Annotated in this window: 17 protein-coding genes; 7 read left to right on the top strand and 10 right to left on the bottom strand. The window is 72.4% G+C overall.

The genetic code is table 11. The features are described from left to right. Positions 1-14 precede the first annotated feature (14 nt). Both ACGFRG_RS09260 and ACGFRG_RS09265 read right to left on the bottom strand, forming a co-directional pair. A complete protein-coding gene (locus ACGFRG_RS09260) occupies positions 15-623 on the bottom strand; it encodes a response regulator transcription factor (RefSeq protein ID WP_361425377.1) in 609 nt (202 codons plus the stop codon). Positions 624-817: 194 nt separating this feature from the next. Further along, complete coding sequence (locus tag ACGFRG_RS09265; RefSeq protein WP_361425374.1) at positions 818-1444, bottom strand: TetR family transcriptional regulator; 627 nt, start codon at positions 1442-1444, stop codon at positions 818-820. Between the two features lie 293 nt (positions 1445-1737). On the opposite strand from ACGFRG_RS09265, the gene ACGFRG_RS09270 reads away from it, so the two are divergent. The 3 genes from ACGFRG_RS09270 to ACGFRG_RS09280 all read left to right on the top strand — a co-directional run bounded on the left by ACGFRG_RS09270 (position 1738) and on the right by ACGFRG_RS09280 (position 4989). Further along, complete coding sequence (locus ACGFRG_RS09270; protein ID WP_393262789.1) at positions 1738-3063, top strand: glycosyltransferase family 4 protein; 1326 nt, start codon at positions 1738-1740, stop codon at positions 3061-3063. 109 nt (positions 3064-3172) lie between these two features. Then, positions 3173-3916 (top strand): class I SAM-dependent methyltransferase, encoded by a 744-nt coding sequence (locus tag ACGFRG_RS09275; RefSeq protein WP_393262792.1) that lies wholly within the window; start codon positions 3173-3175, stop codon positions 3914-3916. Then, positions 3913-4989 carry a prenyltransferase/squalene oxidase repeat-containing protein gene (locus ACGFRG_RS09280; protein ID WP_393262795.1) on the top strand — a complete coding sequence of 359 codons (1077 nt, stop codon included), beginning with the start codon at positions 3913-3915 and terminating at the stop codon, positions 4987-4989. The genes ACGFRG_RS09275 and ACGFRG_RS09280 overlap by 4 nt, the downstream gene beginning before the upstream one ends. A 71-nt stretch (positions 4990-5060) precedes the next feature. On the opposite strand, the gene ACGFRG_RS09285 is transcribed toward ACGFRG_RS09280, so the two are convergent. Further along, entirely contained in the window at positions 5061-5354 is a 294-nt protein-coding gene (locus tag ACGFRG_RS09285) for a hypothetical protein (RefSeq protein ID WP_393263303.1), read from the bottom strand. 189 nt (positions 5355-5543) lie between these two features. Between ACGFRG_RS09285 and ACGFRG_RS09290 the strand changes: the two genes are divergently transcribed. Beyond that, the gene (locus tag ACGFRG_RS09290; protein WP_393262798.1) at positions 5544-6080 is read left to right on the top strand and encodes a hypothetical protein; all 537 of its coding nucleotides are present in this window, start codon (positions 5544-5546) and stop codon (positions 6078-6080) included. Between the two features lie 189 nt (positions 6081-6269). Here ACGFRG_RS09290 and ACGFRG_RS09295 read toward each other — a convergent pair whose 3' ends face one another. From ACGFRG_RS09295 to ACGFRG_RS09310, 4 genes are all read right to left on the bottom strand, one after another. After that, complete coding sequence (locus ACGFRG_RS09295) at positions 6270-7280, bottom strand: LLM class F420-dependent oxidoreductase (RefSeq protein ID WP_393262801.1); 1011 nt, start codon at positions 7278-7280, stop codon at positions 6270-6272. A 97-nt stretch (positions 7281-7377) separates the two neighbouring features. After that, positions 7378-8220 (bottom strand): hypothetical protein, encoded by an 843-nt coding sequence (locus ACGFRG_RS09300; RefSeq protein ID WP_361425467.1) that lies wholly within the window; start codon positions 8218-8220, stop codon positions 7378-7380. A gap of 185 nt (positions 8221-8405) precedes the next feature. Continuing rightward, positions 8406-9389, bottom strand: coding sequence for an N-acetylmuramoyl-L-alanine amidase (locus tag ACGFRG_RS09305; RefSeq protein WP_361425357.1), 984 nt, complete (start codon positions 9387-9389; stop codon positions 8406-8408). A 101-nt stretch (positions 9390-9490) separates the two neighbouring features. Then, positions 9491-10138 carry a class I SAM-dependent methyltransferase gene (locus ACGFRG_RS09310; RefSeq protein ID WP_393262805.1) on the bottom strand — a complete coding sequence of 216 codons (648 nt, stop codon included), beginning with the start codon at positions 10136-10138 and terminating at the stop codon, positions 9491-9493. A gap of 211 nt (positions 10139-10349) precedes the next feature. Here ACGFRG_RS09310 and ACGFRG_RS09315 point away from each other — a divergent pair, with 211 nt between their 5' ends. The 3 genes from ACGFRG_RS09315 (at position 10350) to ACGFRG_RS09325 (ending at position 15356) form a co-directional block, all read left to right on the top strand. Beyond that, a complete protein-coding gene (locus ACGFRG_RS09315) occupies positions 10350-12572 on the top strand; it encodes an acyl-CoA dehydrogenase family protein (RefSeq protein WP_393262808.1) in 2223 nt (740 codons plus the stop codon). Further along, the gene (locus tag ACGFRG_RS09320; RefSeq protein ID WP_393262810.1) at positions 12569-13753 is read left to right on the top strand and encodes a beta-ketoacyl synthase N-terminal-like domain-containing protein; all 1185 of its coding nucleotides are present in this window, start codon (positions 12569-12571) and stop codon (positions 13751-13753) included. Before ACGFRG_RS09315 ends, ACGFRG_RS09320 begins: the two co-directional genes overlap by 4 nt. 169 nt (positions 13754-13922) lie before the next feature. Further along, positions 13923-15356, top strand: a complete 1434-nt coding sequence (locus ACGFRG_RS09325) for an MFS transporter (RefSeq protein WP_361425345.1) — start codon at positions 13923-13925, stop codon at positions 15354-15356. Between the two features lie 3 nt (positions 15357-15359). Here the strand turns inward: ACGFRG_RS09325 and ACGFRG_RS09330 are convergent, their stop codons facing one another. From ACGFRG_RS09330 to ACGFRG_RS09340, 3 genes are read right to left on the bottom strand one after another with little or no spacing between them, the layout of a single operon-like run. Beyond that, a complete protein-coding gene (locus ACGFRG_RS09330) occupies positions 15360-15965 on the bottom strand; it encodes a response regulator (protein ID WP_393262813.1) in 606 nt (201 codons plus the stop codon). 30 nt (positions 15966-15995) lie between these two features. Next, positions 15996-17282: a sensor histidine kinase gene (locus tag ACGFRG_RS09335; protein WP_393262815.1), complete on the bottom strand. Its 1287-nt coding sequence runs from the start codon at positions 17280-17282 to the stop codon at positions 15996-15998. After that, positions 17279-18004: an ABC transporter permease gene (locus tag ACGFRG_RS09340; protein WP_361425330.1), complete on the bottom strand. Its 726-nt coding sequence runs from the start codon at positions 18002-18004 to the stop codon at positions 17279-17281. The genes ACGFRG_RS09335 and ACGFRG_RS09340 overlap by 4 nt, the downstream gene beginning before the upstream one ends. Positions 18005-18018: the final 14 nt, after the last annotated feature.

Genomic DNA, 18018 nt, shown 5'->3' on the forward strand with positions numbered 1-18018 from the left:
GGGAGTTGACCGGATCACACCCATCCCTCGCCCTGCGAGATGCGGATGGCGTCGACCCGGTTGCGCGCTCCGGTCTTACGGGTGATCGCCGCCATGTAGTTGCGCACGGTCCCGTTGGACAGATGGAGGCTGTGCGCGATGTCGGCGATCGAGGCGCCCTCGGCGGCGAGTGAGAGCACGCTCAGTTCACGTCTTGTCAGCGGCATTTCGGCCGCCCGCAGAAAGCCGCAGCCCAGCGAGTCGTCCACGAACCGCTGCCCGCCGGCGACCTGCCGTATCGCCGCGATCAGCCGCTCCGGGGTGGCGTCCTTGTCGACATAGCCGAGCGCGTGCGCCTCCACGGCCTGGCGCAGCGGCCCGGGCCGGTTGGCGCTGGCCAGGACCACCAGCCGGGTGCCGCCCAGGCCGTGGCCCCGGCTCTGTAACTCGCCCAGGGGCGCGATGCCGTACGAGTCGGAACAGTCCAGGTCCACGGCGCACACATCCGGCCGCAGGACGCGTGCGCGGGCGGGCGCCGAGCGCCACGGCGCGTGATGGACCTCCAGACCGGGTTCCCGGGCCAGGCGGTCGGCCAGAGCCGACCGCATCAGACAGGCATCGTGCACGAGAAGTACCCGGATCACGTTTCAGCCCCCTCCAGCTCCCCGCCTACCGGTTGCCTTCCTTCAGCACGCGAAACATTTCTATCGGCGTGGCGGGAGAGGGGAAGCCGGATTATCGGCCATGGGGTGGCACGGGGGCGCGCACGGCGCACAGCGCGGGCGCGGACCGGTACCACCTGGCATGCGTGCGCGCCGGGCGCAGGTTCGGAACCGATTCAGGCGGAGGACGTGTCGTCCGGCGCCGTCAGGTCGATCAGCCGGCACACCGTCTCGATATCGATCTTCACCTGGGCGATCGAGGCCCGCCCCGACAGCCAGGTGATCAGTGCCGAGTGCCAGGTGTGCTCGATCACCCGCACCGCCGAGAGCTGGCGCGGGGTCGGGTGGTCCAGACCCATCGCGTCCAGGATGATCGCGGTGGTCTGCCGGGACACCGTGTCCACCTCGGGGCTGACCGAGCGGTCGGCGAAGGTGAGCGCCCGGACCATCGCGTCCGCGAGGTGCGGCTCGCGCTGGAGCGCGCGGAACGCCCGCATCAGGGTCTGAGCGACCCGGTCCGCCGCCGAGTCGCCGGACGGCGGATGCTTGCGCAGCGTGGCGTGCAGCTGCTGGAGCTGGTCCTGCATGGTGGCGACCAGCAGATGGATCTTGGACGGGAAGTAGCGGTAGAGCGTGCCGAGCGCGACCCCCGCGGCCTCGGCCACCTCGCGCATCTGGACCGCGTCGAAGCCGCCCCGGCTGGCCAGCTGGGCGCTCGCGTGCAGGATGCGGCGGCGGCGGGCCTCCTGGCGCTCGGTCAGAGCGGGGGACGCCGGAATGGCCGCTTTTGCTTCCGCTGTCATCTGTCCCGTTCCGTCGTCGTTCCGTCGTCCGGTTCCCGGCGTCCCGATGTCCTGGACCCCGGTGTCCCGATGTCCGGAAATCCGGTGTCCCGTTTGCCGGTGGCACAGCATGGCAGGGGCTCCGGTGGTGGCGCGAATCACCTGATCCGGCCGTCACAGGCGGGCTACCTGCCGGTAGATTCAAAGCTTCCTGAGGCTCCTCGGAGTGATCAAGAAGGATCAAGTCTGGAACTTGTTCTAGATTAGCGTGAGCGGTTACGCTCCGGCGAAACGCAGCGATGAAGGGGCCGCGAGTGACCGCTGAGGCCATAGAGGCAAGCCCCCGCCCAGGGGAGTCGGCCCGTGCGGGCGAGCAGCCCCTGCGGATCGCGCTCCTGACGTACAAGGGCAATCCGTTCTGCGGCGGCCAGGGCGTCTATGTGCGCCACCTCTCCCGCGAACTCGCCCGGCTCGGGCACAGCGTCGAGGTCATCGGCGCCCAGCCGTACCCCGTCCTGGACGAGGGTGTGCCGCTGACCGAGCTCGCCAGCCTGGACCTGTACCGCTCACCGGACCCGTTCCGTACGCCCAAGAAGGACGAGTACCGGGACTGGGTCGACGCCCTTGAGGTCGCCACCATGTGGACCGGCGGGTTCCCCGAGCCGCTGACCTTCTCGCTGCGGGCCCGGCGCCATCTCGCCGCCCGCAAGGGCGAGTTCGACGTCGTCCACGACAACCAGACGCTCGGCTACGGCCTGCTCGGCGACCTCGGAGCGCCCCTGGTCACCACGATCCACCACCCCATCACCGTCGACCGGCAGCTGGAGCTGGACGCCGCCGAGGACTGGAAGCGGCGCTCCTCGGTGCGGCGCTGGTACGGGTTCACGAGGATGCAGAAGCGGGTCGCGCGGCGGCTGCCGTCCGTGCTCACCGTCTCCGGGTCCTCCCAGCGCGAGATCGTCGAGCACCTGGGGGTGCGCGAGGACCGCATCAGCGTCGTGCACATCGGCGCCGACACCGACCTGTGGTCGCCGGATCCGTCGGTGGCCGAGGTCCCCGGCCGGATCGTCACCACCTCCAGCGCGGACGTCCCGCTCAAGGGGCTCGTCTTCCTCGTCGAGGCGCTGGCCAAGGTGCGGGCCGAGCGGCCGGACGCGCATCTCGTCGTCGTCGGCAAGCGCGCCGAGGACGGGCCGGTCGCGCAGGCCATCGAGAAGTACGGACTCGGCGACGCGATCCGGTTCGTCAAGGGCATCACCGACGCCGAGCTCGTCGACCTCGTACGGTCCGCGCAGGTCAGCTGTGTGCCTTCGCTGTACGAGGGGTTCTCGCTGCCGGCCGCCGAGGCGATGGCGACGGGCACGCCGCTGCTCGCCACCACCGGAGGCGCGATCCCGGAGGTGGCCGGGCCGGACGGCGAGACCTGCCTCGCGGTGGCGCCGGGCGACCCGGAAGCGCTGGCCGCCGGGCTCGTACGGCTGCTCGGCGACCCGGAGCTGCGGGCGCGGCTCGGCACGGCCGGGCGCGAGCGGGTCCTCGACCGGTTCACCTGGGCCCGGGCGGCCCAGGGCACCGTGGAGCTCTATCGCTCCGCGATCGCCGCGCGGGGCCGCTCCGCGGCCGGAAAGCCCACCAGGTGACCCGGCACCGCCCGCAGACCCGCCCCCGCCCCGGCCCCCGCCGCTCCGCGCCCCAGACACCAGGCCGCTCCGCGGCCCCCGCAGATCTCCATCCGAAAGGGCAGACCCCGTGCTGACCGTCGACTTCTCCCGCTTCCCGCTCGCCCCGGGCGACCGCGTGCTCGACCTGGGCTGCGGGGCGGGACGCCATGCGTTCGAGTGCTACCGGCGCGGCGCGCAGGTCGTGGCCCTCGACCAGAACGGCGAGGAGATCCGCGAGGTCGCCAAGTGGTTCGCGGCGATGAAGGAGGCCGGGGAGGCGCCCGCGGGGGCGACCGCCACCGCGATGGAGGGTGACGCGCTCAACCTGCCGTTCCCCGACGAGTCCTTCGACGTCGTGATCATCTCCGAGGTCATGGAGCACATCCCGGACGACAAGGGCGTGCTGGCCGAGATGGTCCGGGTGCTCAAGCCGGGCGGCCGCATCGCGGTCACCGTGCCGCGCTACGGGCCGGAGAAGGTCTGCTGGGCGCTCTCCGACGCGTACCACGAGGTCGAGGGCGGCCACATCCGCATCTACAAGGCGGACGAGCTGCTCGGCAAGATGCAGGAAGCGGGCCTGAAGCCCTACGGCACGCACCACGCGCACGCGCTGCACTCGCCGTACTGGTGGCTCAAGTGCGCCTTCGGCGTCGACAACGACAAGGCGCTGCCGGTCCGCGCGTACCACAAGCTCCTGGTCTGGGACATCATGAAGAAGCCCCTGGTCACACGGCTCGCGGAGCAGGCGCTCAACCCGATCGTGGGCAAGAGCTTCGTGGCGTACGCGACCAAGCCGCACCTCGCGCCGCTGGACAAGGCCGCGGCCAAGTGACCTCACCGGAGCGGACCGAGCACCTGGTCCTGCCGGGCGTGCTCACCGCCGACCAGGCCCGGGCCACGGTGAACGGCATCCTCGCCGGGCAGCGCGAGGACGGCGCCATACCGTGGTTCCGCGGGCACCACCTCGACCCGTGGGACCACACCGAGGCCGCGATGGCGCTGGACGCGGCGGGCGAGCACGAGGCGGCGGCGCGCGCGTACGAGTGGCTGGCGCGGCACCAGAACGCCGACGGCTCCTGGTACGCGGCCTACGACGACGGCGACTTCGAGCGGATCACCGACCGGGGCCGCGAGACCAACTTCTCCGCGTACGTGGCCGTCGGCGTCTGGCACCACTACCTCGCCACCGGCGACGACACCTTCCTCGACCGGATGTGGCCGGTGGTGTACGCGGCCGTCGAGTTCGTGCTGCGGCTCCAGCAGCCCGGCGGGCAGATCGGCTGGAAGCGCGAGGAGGACGGTACGGCCGTCGATGACGCGCTGCTGACCGGCAGTTCGTCGATCCATCACGCGCTGCGGTGCGCGCTGGCCGTCGCCGAGCAGCGCGAGGAGCCGCAGCCGGACTGGGAGCTGGCCACCGGCGCGCTCGCGCACGCCGTGCGCAGCCACCCCGAGCGCTTCCTCGACAAGTCCCGCTACTCGATGGACTGGTACTACCCCGTCCTCGGCGGCGCGGTGAGCGGGCCCGAGGCGAAGGCCCGTATCGAGTCGATGTGGGACGACTTCGTGGTGCCCGGGCTCGGGGTCCGCTGCGTGCTGCCCAACCCGTGGGTCACCGGCGGCGAGAGCTGTGAACTCGCCCTGGCCCTGTGGGTGATGGGGGAGTCCGACCGGGCCCTGGAGATCCTGCAGTCCATCCAGCATCTGCGCGACGCGGAGTCGGGCATGTACTGGACGGGTTACGTCTTCGAGGGCGACCGGGCCGTGTGGCCGGAGGAGCTCACCACCTGGACGGCCGGTTCGCTGCTGCTCGCGGTGGCCGCGCTCGGCGGGGACGAGGCGACCACCGCGGTCTTCGGCGGCGAACGGCTGCCGCGGGGGCTGGCGCCGGACTGCTGCGGGTAGCTGTCCGGCGCGTTTGTCGGTCGGGCTGGTCGGTCGCGCTTTTCGGTCCGCGGGACCGGCTGCCGTCGCTGTCAGTAGCGGCGCAGCCGGTTGGCGATGGCGTGGCCGGCGAACAGGTACACCACGGCGGCCAGGCCGTAGCCCGCCACGACCCGTGCCCAGGCGTCGTGGAAGGTGAACAGGTCGTACGACCAGGCGGCCAGCCAGCGGGCCGTGTGCTGGGTGAAGGACACCAGGTCGTTGGCCCGGTTGGCGTCCAGCAGATACATCAGGATCCACAGGCCGATGACGAAGGCCATGACGTCCGCCACGGCGGTGACGACCCTGGCGGCCTCGTTCGTGCCGCTGCGATGACGAGGAGACATGGCGGACGAGTAGCCCGATCGCGGGGCGTGAAACCGATGGGTGAACCGGTGGGTGCGGCCGGTGGGCGAGACCCGTACGGAGTCGCCCGGGTGGCGCAGCGACGGGGGCCGGGTGAGGCTGCCACCGAGGCCGAACATCCCACCCGGAGGTCCATCGTGCCCAGTACGCTCCCGATCCGCCGCATAGTCGTGGCGGTCGTCCTGTCCTGCACCGTCTTGGTGTCGACGACCGCCTGTGGTGGCGAGACGAAGACCAACAACAGCCAGAGTCTTACGGCGGCGGAGAGCAGCGCGTCGCCGACCAGCTCCGCCGAGCGCCAGCGGCTCGCGAAGACCCGGTTCGTGGCGAACGCGGGGCTCGCGGCGGGCGCGGCCTATCAGTGGATCGTGAAGCCGTTCAAGGCGGGCAAGTTCAAGAAGGGGACGAAGGGGCGGACCGTGGCCCTCGTCAAGGCGGGCGTCGCGGGCGCGTTCACGTACAACCGGCTGAAGGCGGCGGTGCGGAACGCGGAGGGCGATCCGCTGCTGTCGAAGGCGCTCGCGCCGCTGTCGTCCGGCATCGAGTCGCTGAAGAACCTGCCGGCGAAGCTGCGGAAGGGGGATGCGACGGATGCGGATATCGGTTCGTTCGAGAACGTGATCGGCGGGGTCAAGGGCGCGGGGAAGTCTGCTGGCGCGCCGGTTACGGATCAGGTTCCGACTGCCAGTCAGCTGAACGGCGGGTAGTCCCCTTCGGGGCGCGGTTTGAACGTGCGGGTCCGTTGTGGCTGGTCGCTCCCCCAAGTTCTCGACTCCGCTCGAACAGGGGGGACCCCCATCGCGGCGGAGCCGCACATGTCACAGCCCCGCGCCCGTTTAGGTCGCCCGGTAACGCGGCTGCCTCGGCACAGCCCCGCGCCCCTGAAAGACCAGGCATCAGCCGTTCAGCTCTGCCAAAGCCCTCAGCGTCTTGTGGTCCGGTGACGTCACCAGCAGGTCCGTCACCGGGCCCTTGCGCCACAACTCCAGTCTCTCCGCTATCCGTTGGCGCGGGCCGACCAGGGAGATCTCGTCCGCGAACGCGTCGGGGACCGCCCGTATCGCCTCCTCGCGGTGGCCCTTCGCGAACAGGTGCTGGATTCGGTGGGCCGCTGCCTCGTAACCCATGCGGGACATCAGGTCCGCGTGGAAGTTGCGGGCCGCGTGGCCCATTCCGCCGATGTAGAAGCCGAGCATCGCCTTCACCGGCAGCAGGCCGTCGGAGACGTCGTCGCAGAGCTGGGCGCGGACCATCGGGGCCACCACGAAGCCCTCGCGCAGGTCGCCGAGTGACGCCTCGTACACGTCGAGGCGGGTCGGGGACCAGTACAGCGGGAGCCAGCCGTCCGCGATCCTGGTCGTCTGGGCGATGTTCTTGGGGCCCTCGGCGCCGAGCAGCAGCGGCAGGTCCGCCCGCAGCGGGTGCGTGATGGGTTTGAGGGGTTTGCCGAGGCCCGTGCCGTCGGGGCCCCGGTAGGGGTGCGGGTGGAAGCGGCCGTCCAGTTCCACCGGGCCGCCGCGCCGCAGCACTTGGCGGATGACGTCCACGTACTCCCGTGTCGCCGTCAGCGGGCTCGACGGGAACGGGCGGCCGTACCACCCCTCCACCACCTGCGGCCCCGAGAGGCCGAGGCCGAGCGACATGCGGCCGCCGGAGAGGTGGTCGAGGGTGAGCGCGTGCATCGCGGTCGCGGTCGGGGTGCGGGCCGCCATCTGCGCCACCGCCGTGCCCAGGCGGATACGGGAGGTGTGCGCGGCGATCCAGGTGAGGGGCGTGAACGCGTCCGAACCCCAGGCCTCGGCCGTCCAGACCGAGTCGTAGCCGAGCCGTTCCGCTTCCCGGGCCAGCTCCAGATGCGCCGCGTCGGGGCCGCGCCCCCAGTAGCCGAGTGCGAGTCCTAGCCGCATGCGACGCCCCCTGGGGTCAGTGGATCTGACGGGGCGTCAGGGTACGGCAACGGCCCCCCGCCCGGAAGGGTGAGGGGCCGTCGTGAGGTGCGGGGCGTCAGCCGCGCTGGATGCCGGTGGTGTCCTGGAGGACACCGCGGCGGCCGTCCTGCGTCTGCGCGACCAGGGCCGCGCCGCGCTGCTCGACCGCCAGGTACCAGGTGCCGGGGGCCAGTTCCGCGATCGGCGTCGGGGAGCCGTCCTCCGGGTACAGCGGACGGGCCACCGGGACCGCGAACCAGAACGGGGCGAAGTCCCCGGCCGGGGCGCCGGCCGCGGCGGGCTGCGGCTGGGCGGCGGCGGGCGCCGGGGTCTGGCCGCCCTGGCTGGGCGCGGCGGGCTGGCCCGCGGCGGGCTGGGCGCCGAACGGCTGCTGCTGGGCACCGGCCGGGTAGCCGTAGCCACCCGCGGGCTGCTGGGCACCGTAGGGCTGCGCGCCGTACGGCTGGGCGACGGCCGGGTTCGGGGCGCCCATCAGCGGGGCCTTGAGGGCCGCGACCAGCGGGCTGGCGACGGCGCCCGCGGCGAGCACGAGCGCCGCGATCAGGCCGAGGATCATGCCGGCGCCGGCGCTGTTCATGTCGACGATGGTCCAGAACGCGGTCCACGCCGAGAAGATCGCGAACGCGGTGCCGAACTGGGCCAGGTCGAGCCCGGCGATCTTCTTCGGCTGCGGCAGCGCGCGGGCCACGACGATGAGGGCCGCCCCGATGATGCCGGCCAGGAACATGCTCATCAGCAGGCCCAGCGCGTCCCAGGCGTTAGGTACGTTGACCTTGGAGCAGAACGAGCCGACGCACGAATTGTCGATCGAGTAGAGATCGAGGAACGAGGCGATGAACAGCACCACCGCTGCTCCGATCACCACGCCGTCGCCTCGCGTGAGGGAGCGGATGTTCACGTAATAGTCCTTTTGGGTCGTCTCGTCGGGGCGGTCATCGCTGCCGCCGGTGTACGTGCACACGGCGCGAAGCACGAGGGCGGTTCCCCGCCCGGGGGAGAATCTATCGTCTGACCGGGCGGGAAGTCCCCTCGGTAGTCAGACCGTGACCGACCCGCAGCCCGACGACCCGTCGGGGGCGTGCCCTACTTCGTCAGGAAACTGTCGATGCCGTCGGCGATGCCCTGGGCGGCCTTCTGCCGCCAGTCCCCACTCGTCAGAAGCTTGGCGTCGCCGGAATCCTGCATGTTCCCGCACTCGATGAACACCTTCGGCACGGTGGACAGATTGAGCCCGCCGAGGTCCTTGCGGACGTCCAACCCGGTGCCGTCGCCGATGTAGTTGGAAGCCGGCATGCCCGTGGCGTGGACGAACTTCCCCGCGATCCTCACACCCAGATCACGTGACGGGGCCACGATCGGGGCGGTGTTCGCCTTCCCCGCGTTCACGAGCGCAGGCAGGATCACATGGAAGCCGTGGTTGCCCTCGGCCGAGCCGTCGGCGTGCACCGAGACGACCGCGTCCGCCTTCGCCGCGTTGCCGATCGCCGCCCGCTCGTCCACGCACGGGCCCCACGCGTGGTCGCCGTCCTGGGTGTACTTGACGGTCGCGCCCAGCTTCTCCAGGATCGCCCGCAGCCGGTGCGACACATCGAGGGTGAACTCGGCCTCGGTGTAGTCCCCGCCGATGGTCTCGGTGCCGGTGGTGTCGCATTCCTTCTTGTTCGTCCCGATATCGACCTGACGGTTGATCTCGTTCGGGTGCTGGAAGTTCTTCGGGTTGTGCCCGGGGTCGATCACCACGACCTTCCCGGAGAGCGGGCCGACCGGCGGTGCCGACTGGGTGGACGGCGACGGGGCCGCGCCGGTGCCCGGCGGGGCCGCCGTCACGGTCACGGTCGGCGTCTTCGTGGCCGGTCGCTTGTCGTCGGTGGAGGTGTGCGCCGCCGACTGGCTCGGCAGCGGCAGCACCTTCGCGGGCTTGTCGTCGTGGCCGCCCGAGCCGCCCATGGCCTGCCACACCAGCCACCCGGCCAGAGCGGTCGGGACCAGTGCGGCGGTGGCGATGACGAGGTTGCCGCGCAGGCGTCGCCGGCGGCCGGGCGTGGGGGACTCGCTGTCGTACGACACGCTGCGATGCTAGCCCGGACGGCCATCGGTGGCGCTCACCCCGCGTACGGCGAAGGGGTGCATCGTGGAGTGCGCCGTGGCGCGTGCCGTGGGGTGCGGCGTCACACTCCGGCGCGCGTGCGGCGCAGGACGCGCAGCGAGTCCGTCGCCGAGACCTCGGTGAAGGCCCCGGACGCGAGGGCCCGCAGATAGACGCGGTACGGCGCCTGGCCGGTGAACTCGTCGACCGGGTCCGGGAAGACGTCGTGGATCACCAGCAGCCCGCCCTCGGCGACGTGCGGGGCCCACCCCTCGTAGTCCGCGTTCGCGTGCTCGTCGGTGTGCCCGCCGTCGATGAAGACGAGCCCGACCTCGCCGCCCCACACCCGCGCGACCTGCGGCGAACGTCCGACGACGGCCACGACGTGCTCCTCCAGGCCCGCTCTGTGCAGGGTGCGGCGGAAGGTGGGCAGCGTGTCCATCAGGCCGACCTCGGGGTCGACGGTCTCCGGGTCGTGGTACTCCCAACCGGGCTGCTGCTCCTCGCTGCCCCGGTGGTGGTCGACGGTGACGGCGACGGTCCCGGCGGCGCGGGCGGCGTCGGCCAGCAGGAGCGTGGAGCGCCCGCAGTAGGTGCCGACCTCAAGCAGCGGAAGCCCGAGCGCCGCCGCCTCCACCGCCGCGTCGTAGAGCGCCAGACCTTCCCGTACGGGCATGAAGCCCTTGGCGGCCTCGAAGGCGGCGAGGATCTCCGGCTTGGGTGTCGCCATGGCAGGGCTCCCGGGAGTCGTACGTGGGTGGTCACCACATGCGTGAGGTGTATGTGGCTGGGCGCCACATGCTAATCCCCGCGACGTACGCACCGGTCCGGTGCGATCCCCCTGATCCCCCTGATCCCGTCCCCATCTGACCTTCCGTCAGATTGGAACGTGTTCTAGTCTGTCGCCGTTCCATCGGCGGCCGGGCGGCGGGGGAGTGCGCATGGGCATCGGGATCACGCGGGAGCAGCGGGAACTGGCCGAGGCCGTGCGCGGCTGGCTGGCGCGGGCCGTGCCCGTCGAGGAGGTGCGCAAGCTGCTCGACGCACCGGCCGGGGCCGCGTCGCGGCCGCCCTACTGGGACGCGCTGGCCGAACAGGGCCTGCTCGGCGTCCATCTCGGCGAGCGGCACGGCGGCGGGGGCCTGGCGGAGCTCGCCGTGGTGTTGGAGGAGGCCGGGCGGGGCGCGCTGCCGGGGCCGTATCTGCCCGGGGTGCTCGCGGCGGCGGTCCTGGCGCGGGCCGGGTCCGGGCACGACGCGCTCACCGACGCGATCGCGACCGGCGCCACCACCGCCGCCGTGGCGCTCGGCGCCGGGACCCTGACCGCCGAGCCCGTCGCGGCGGGCTTACGGCTCGACGGGATCGCGCCGCCGGTCCTCGCCGGCGGGCAGGCGGATCTGCTGCTCCTGGCGGCAGCACGCGAGGAGAGCACGGTCTGGCTGGCCGTGGACGCGTCCGCGCTCGACATCCGGACCCACGACAGCGCCGACCCCACCCGCCCCACCGCCGAGGTGGCGGCGCGCGGCGTGGTGGTCCCCGCCGACCGGGTCCTCGCGGTGGACGACGATCTGGTGCGGGACCTGGCCGCCGTACTGTTCGCCGCCGAGGCGTGTGGCACGGCCGCCTGGGCGCTGGAGACGGCGGTCCGGCACGCCAAGGTGCGCGAACAGTTCGGGCGGCCGATCGGTCGGTTCCAGGCGGTCAAGCACCTGTGCGCCGACATGCTCGTCCGGCTCGAACAGTCCCGCGCGCTGGTGTGGGACGCGGCGCGGGCGGCGGACTCGGACAGGGCGGATTCGGACAGTGCGGATTCGGGCAGGGCGGGCTTGGGCCCGGGTGTACGAGGGCTGGTCGCCGCGCTCGCGGCCGCCACCGCCCTGGACACCGCGTTCTCCTGCGCCAAGGACTGCGTCCAGATCCTCGGCGGGATCGGCTTCACCTGGGAGCACGACGCCCACCTCCATCTGCGCCGGGCCCTGGTCGCGCGCCAGCTGCTCGGCGCCGGGGACGTCCACCGGCAGCGGGCCGTCCGGCTCGCCCGGGCCGGGGCGCGCCGGGCGCTGCGGACGGAGCTGCCCGAGCGGGCGCGGGCGTACCGCAAGGCGGCGCGGCGGGCGGCCGAGTCCGTACGCGGCCTCGACCCGGCGGCGGCCCGGCGCGCGCTGGCCCCCACCGGGTACGCGGCGCCGCATCTGCCCGCGCCGTACGGCCTGGGCGCGGATCCGGTCCACCAACTCGTCGTGCAGGAGGAGTTCGCGCGGGCCCGGGTCGTGGTGGCCGAGCTGGGGATCGGCACCTGGGTGGTGCCGTCGCTGCTCGCCCACGGCACGCCCGCGCAGCAGGAGCGCTATCTGCCGCCGACCCTGCGCGGCGACCTGCTCTGGTGCCAGCTGTTCTCGGAACCGGAGGCGGGATCCGACCTGGCCGCGCTGCGCACCCGGGCCGAGCGCACCGAGGAGGGCTGGCGGATCACCGGCCAGAAGGTGTGGACGAGCGCGGCGCAGTGGGCGGACCACGGCATCCTGCTGGCGCGAACCGACCCGGACGCGCCCAAGCACCAGGGCCTGACGTACTTCCTGGTCGACATGAAGAACACCCCGGGAATCGACGTCCGCCCGCTCCGTGAACTGACCGGCGACTCCCTCTTCAACGAGGTGTACTTCGACGGGGCGCTGCTGCCGCCCGACGCGGTCGTCGGCGAGGTGGGCGGCGGCTGGCGGGTCGCGCGCAACACGCTGGGCAACGAACGTGTCCACATGGCCGACCAGTTGACCTTCGGCACCGGTCTGGAGGCGCTGCTCGCGGCCGCCGGTGACCTGGACGGCTCGTACCGCGCCCGGATCGGCGCGCTGGCCGCCGAGGCGCACGCGCTCGCCTGTATCGGGCTGCGCACGACCATGCGGCAGGTGTCGGGCCTGGAGCCGGGGGCGGGCGCGAGCGTACGGAAGCTGGTGCAGACCGCGCACCAGCAGAAGGTGGCCGAGCTCGCCCTCGAACTCCTGGGCCCGGCGGGCGCGGTGGCCGAAGGCCAGGGGGAGCGGGCGGTCCACGGCTTCCTGATGTCCCGCTGTCTGACCATCGCGGGCGGCACCACCCAGGTCCAGCTGAACGTCGTGGCCGAGCGGATCCTCGGCCTGCCCCGGGATGGAGGAGCGGACGCGTGAAGAGCTTTGTGGCCGGTGTGGGCATGACGAAGTTCGAGAAGCCCGAGTCGCGCGAGTGGCAGTACTGGGACATGGCGCGGGAGGCGGGCACCAAGGCGCTCGCCGACGCGCGGATCTCGTACGGGCAGGTGGAGCAGGTACTGGCCGGGTACTGCTTCCAGCCGTCGACGGCGGGCCAACGGGCCGCGTACGAACTGGGGTTGACCGGCATCCCCGTACACAACGTCAACAACAACTGCGCGACCGGCGCCAGCGCGCTGATGCTGGCGCGGCAGCTGGTGGAGGGCGGGGTGAGCGAGTGCGTGCTGGCGCTGGGGTTCGAGAAGATGAAGCGGGGCGCGCTGGGCGGGGGCGCGGACGGCGACTTCTCCACCTCGCCGGTGGCGCGCCACTACGCGGTGATGGCGGCCGCCCACGGCTTCGCGATGAGCCCGCCCACCGCCCAGATCTTCGGCAACGCGGCGCGTGAGCACATGGAGCTGTACGGGACCACCGAGGCGCAGCTGGCGGCGGTCGGCGCGAAGAACCACCGGCATTCGGTGGGCAACCCCAACGCCCAGTTCCAGTGGGAGAGCTCGACGACGGAGGTGCTGGCCGCGCCGGTGGTTCACAGTCCACTGACCAAGTTCCAGTGCTCCCCGACGTCCGACGGCTCGGCGGCGGCCGTGGTCGTCTCCGAACGCTTCGCCGACGCGCACGGCCTGGCGGACCGGGCGGTGGAGATCGCCGCCCAGGCGATGACGACGGACACGGAGGAGTCGTTCGCGTCCGGGCGGTGCGTCGACGTGGTGGGGGTCGGGATGACGCGCTCGGCCGCGCGGGCGGTGTACGCGCAGGCGGGCCTCGGCATCGAGGACGTCGATGTGATCGAGCTGCACGACTGCTTCTCGATCAACGAGCTGCTGACGTACGAGGCGTTGGGGATGTGCGGGGAGGGGGAGTCGGGGAAGCTGATCGACTCCGGGGCGACGACGTACGGCGGCCGGTGGGTGGTCAACCCCTCGGGCGGCCTGATCTCCAAGGGCCATCCGCTGGGCGCGACGGGTCTGGCGCAGGTGGCGGAGGTGGTGTGGCAGCTGCGGGGGGAGGCGGGGGTGCGGCAGGTGCCGGGGGCGGGGGTCGGGCTTACGCACAACATCGGCCTGGGCGGGGCGGCGGTGCTGACGCTCCTACGGAGGTGAGCCCCCACCCCGCCCCTGAAGGGGCGCAGCCACAGAGCGGGGTGCAGGGGGCGCAGCCCCCGCCCGGGGTCCGGGGGCGTGGCCCCCGGGAAACCCTCCTCAACTCCCGCCCATCCCCGGAGGGTTAAAGGAAGGGGCGGGGTGGGGAAACAACCCCCCGGCTGCGAGCATGGCCCGCATGGTCCAAGCGCCCGCAGACACCGCGATACCCACCCGCACCCCCGCCGCGCGAACCTGGCTCGTACTCCTCGCCGCCTGCGCCGGGCAATTCCTCGTCGTCCTCGATGTGTCCGTCGTCAACGTCGCACTCCCCTCCATGCGGACCGGCCTGGGGATGACCCCGTCCGGGCTCCAATGGGTGGTCAACGCCTACTCCATCGCGTACGCCGGGTTCATGCTCCTCGGCGGCCGCGCCGGAGATCTGTTCGGGCGCAAGCGCATGTTCCTCGTCGGGCTCGGGCTGTTCACCGCCGCCAGCCTCGCCGGCGGGCTCGCACAGGAGGGGTGGCAACTGCTGCTCGCCCGGGGCGTGCAGGGCCTCGGCGCCGCCGTGCTCGCGCCGTCCACGCTCACCATCCTCACCGCCGCCGTCCCCGAAGGCGCCGCCCGCACCCGGGCGATAGGGACCTGGGCGGCGGTCGGCGCAGGCGGCGGCGCGGCGGGCGGGCTGGTCGGGGGCGTCCTGACCGACACCCTGTCCTGGCGCTGGGTGCTGCTCATCAACGTGCCCATCGGCGCCCTCGTCCTCACCGGCGCCGCCCTGTGGATCACCGAGAGCCGCGCGGGTGCCCACCACCGTCTCGACCTGCCCGGCGCGGTCCTGGTCACCGGCGGCCTCGCCGTGCTCGCGTACGGCATCGTCCAGACCGAACAGGCCGGCTGGACCGCGCCCGGGACGCTGGCCCCGCTCCTCGGCGGGCTCGCGCTGCTCGGCGCGTTCCTCGCCGTGGAGGCGCGCGCGGCGGCCCCGCTGATGCCGCTGCGGCTGCTGCGGATCAGAGCCGTCTCGTCCGCCAACGTCGTGATGTTCGCCTGCGGTTCGGCGACCTTCTGCACCTGGTACTTCATGACGCTGTACGCCCAGAACGTCCTCGGCTACACCCCGCTCGGCGCCGGACTCGCCCTGATTCCCAGCTCGTTGAGCATCGTCCTCGGCGCGAAGATCGCCCCCCGCCTGATGCCGGTGACGGGCACGCGCAACCTCACCGTCATCGCCCTGCTGATCGCCGCCGCCGGGTTCGGCTGGCAGTCCACGATGCAGGCGGACGACCCGTACTGGATGTCGATCCTGGTGCCCGGCATCCTGATGATGACGGGCGCCGGGCTCGCCACCACCCCGCTCGCCGCCCTCGCCACCTCCGGCGCCGCGCCCGGCGAGGCCGGACTGGTCTCCGGGCTCGTCAACACCTCCCGCACGATGGGCGGCGCGCTCGGCCTCGCCACCCTGTCGACGGCCGCCGCCGCCCGCACCGGCTCCTCGCTCACCCCCGACGCGCTCACCGACGGCTACGCGCTCGCCTTCCGCACCGGCGGGTTCGTGCTGATGGCCAGCATGGTGGTGGCGCTGGTGTGGCTGCCGAGGAGCACGGCCCGCAAGCCGTAGGTCCTAGAGCCAGCCCTGCTGCCGCGCCGCCCGCACCGCCTCCATGCGGTTGCGGGTCTGGGTCTTGCCGATCGCCGACGAGAGGTAGTTGCGCACCGTCGACTCCGACAGATGCAGCTTGCCCGCGATGTCGGCGACGGTCGCGCCGTCCACCGACGCGTTCAGGACGTCGACCTCGCGGGCGGTCAGCGGGTTGGCGCCCGCGCTGAGCGCGGCGGCGGCCAGCGCCGGGTCGATCACGGTCTCACCGCGCAGGGCCCGGCGGATCGCCTCGGCCAGGTCCTCCACCGGCCCGTCCTTGACGAGGAACCCGGCCGCGCCCGCCTCCATCGCCCGGCGCAGATATCCGGGCCGCCCGAACGTGGTGAGGATCAGCACCCGGCACTCCGGGCACTCCTCGCGCAGCAGGGCCGCCGCGTCCAGCCCGCTCAGGCCCGGGAGTTCGATGTCGAGGAGGGCGACGTCGGGACGGGAGGTGAGCGCCGCCTCCACGATCTTGTCCCCGGCCGCCACCTGGGCGACCACCTCCATGTCCTCCTCCAGACCGAGCAGCAGGGCGAGAGCGCCGCGCATCATGCCCTGGTCCTCCGCGAGCAGGACTCTGATCATGCCGTTCTCCCCATCGTCCCCGGGTGGCCGTCAGCCCCGTGCGGCCCCGTGCTCCGTCTCCAGCTCCGCTTCGAGCTCGGCGTCGAGCGGGTCGACCGGGAGTTCGGCGGCGACCTGGAAGCCGCCGCGGGGTCCGGGGCCCGCGTCGAGGGAGCCGCCGGCCGCCGCGAGGCGTTCGGTGAGACCCTTCAGGCCCGTACCGCCGATCAGTGGAGCGGTGGTGGCGGGCTGTTGGGATGGTACGCCGCGTCCGTTGTCCGTGATCTTCAGCCGTACGCGTTCGGGCGCGCCGTCGACCACGATCTCGCACCGGGTCGCCTCACTGTGCCGTACGACGTTGGTCACCGCCTCCCGCACCACCCAGCCGAGCAGCGCCTCGGTCTGCTTGGCCAGCGGCGGGCCCGACTGGCGTACGACGGGGGCGATGTCGGCCGCGATGAGCGCCGAGCGGGCCCGGTCGAGTTCGGTGCCGAGGCTCCCCTCGCGGTATCCGGTGACGGCCTCGCGGATCTCGGTGAGCGCCTGGCGGCCGACCGACTCGATGTCGGCGACCTGGCCGAGCGCCGCGTCCAGATCGCGGGGGGCGAGGCGGCGGGCCGCCTCCGACTTCACCACGATCACCGAAAGGGTGTGGCCGAGCAGGTCGTGCAGGTCGCGGGAGAAGCGGAGACGTTCCTTCTCCACCGCCGCGCGGGCCAGCTCCTGCCGGGTGTCGCGCAGTTCGCGCACGGTCTGGGAGAGCGAGAGGACCGCCGCCGTCACCATTCCGGACAGGAACGTCCCGTACGCGATGGTCACGTCGCCCCACGGGTCACCCGTGCGGATGCCGGAGATCGAGCTCACCGAGACGGTCAGCAGGACCATCACGACGCTGAGGCGCCGGTTGCGCAGCACCGCGCCGCAGGCGAGCGCGAGCAGCGGGAAGAAGAGCAGCCAGGTGCCGCCGTAGCCGAGGGCGAGGCCGTACGTGATGACGCCCATGGCGGCGAGGGCCGCGTAGGTCTGCCGGGTCTCGCGGCGTTCCTTGTCGAAGGCGCGGAAGACGACCGAGATGTAGAGGGAGTTGAAGGCGAGCAGGCCCGCGCCGCCGATCCACGGGTTCGGGGTCTCGCCGCTGACCAGGTTGGAGAACGAGCCGAGGCCCATCAGCAGCCAGGGCAGCATCGCGTACCCGTTGGCCGGGGGGCCCGCGAGATCGTCGTCCCGGCGGCACTCGCCCCTGCGACGCCTGGGCGCTCGCTCCGGCAGCTCCGGCAGTCTCGGCAGTCCCGGCAGGAGTTTCGCCACTGTCTTCTTCTCCCCGTTCATTTGGCTCATACCGTCCTTGCGGACCGTCGGTAGGAGAACACGGCGTACGAGCCGAACGCCAGCAGCCAGCCGCCGAGCACCGCGACCGTGACCGCGCCAGGCGCGGAGCCGTGCGAGACGGCCCAGCCGAGGTCGGCGAACCGGTGGGTCGGGGTGTACCGGGCGAGGGAGGCGAGCCAGCCGGGGAACGCGTCGACGGGGAACCACAGTCCGCCGATCACCGCGAGACCCACCAGACACGCAGGGTTGATCACGCCCACGGCCTGCGGGGTGAGCCGGTAGCCGTTGCCGAGCCCGAGGAAGGTGAAGGGCAGGGCGCCGATCCAGAGCAGCAGCGTGAGCGCCGCCCACTGCCACAGCGCCAGGTGTACGCCGTTGACGAACGCGCCCGCGGCGAACACCGCGGCGATCGCGGGCAGTACGGTCGCCGAGGCGCTGATCGCCCGGCCGGTCACCACCTTGGAGGGGGCGATCGGGGTGATCCGCAGCTGCCGCAGCCAGCCGAAGTGCTTGTCGGCCGCGACGCCCGCACCGCCGTTCAGGGAGGCGCCGAGCGCGCCGTACGCCGCCATCCCGACCATCGACGCGACCTTCCAGTCGGCCGAATCGCCGTCCCCCGAGCCGATGTTGGTGAAGAGCAGGTACATCAGCACGGGCATGCCGATACCGAAGACGACGAACGAGGTATCGCGGAAGGTCCGCCGCACTTCGAGCAGGATGTAGTCGAGCATGGGACGCTCTCGCT

Origin of the sequence: Streptomyces sp. NPDC048696 (assembly GCF_043198895.1) — a bacterium.
Classification (GTDB): Bacteria; Actinomycetota; Actinomycetes; order Streptomycetales; family Streptomycetaceae; genus Streptomyces.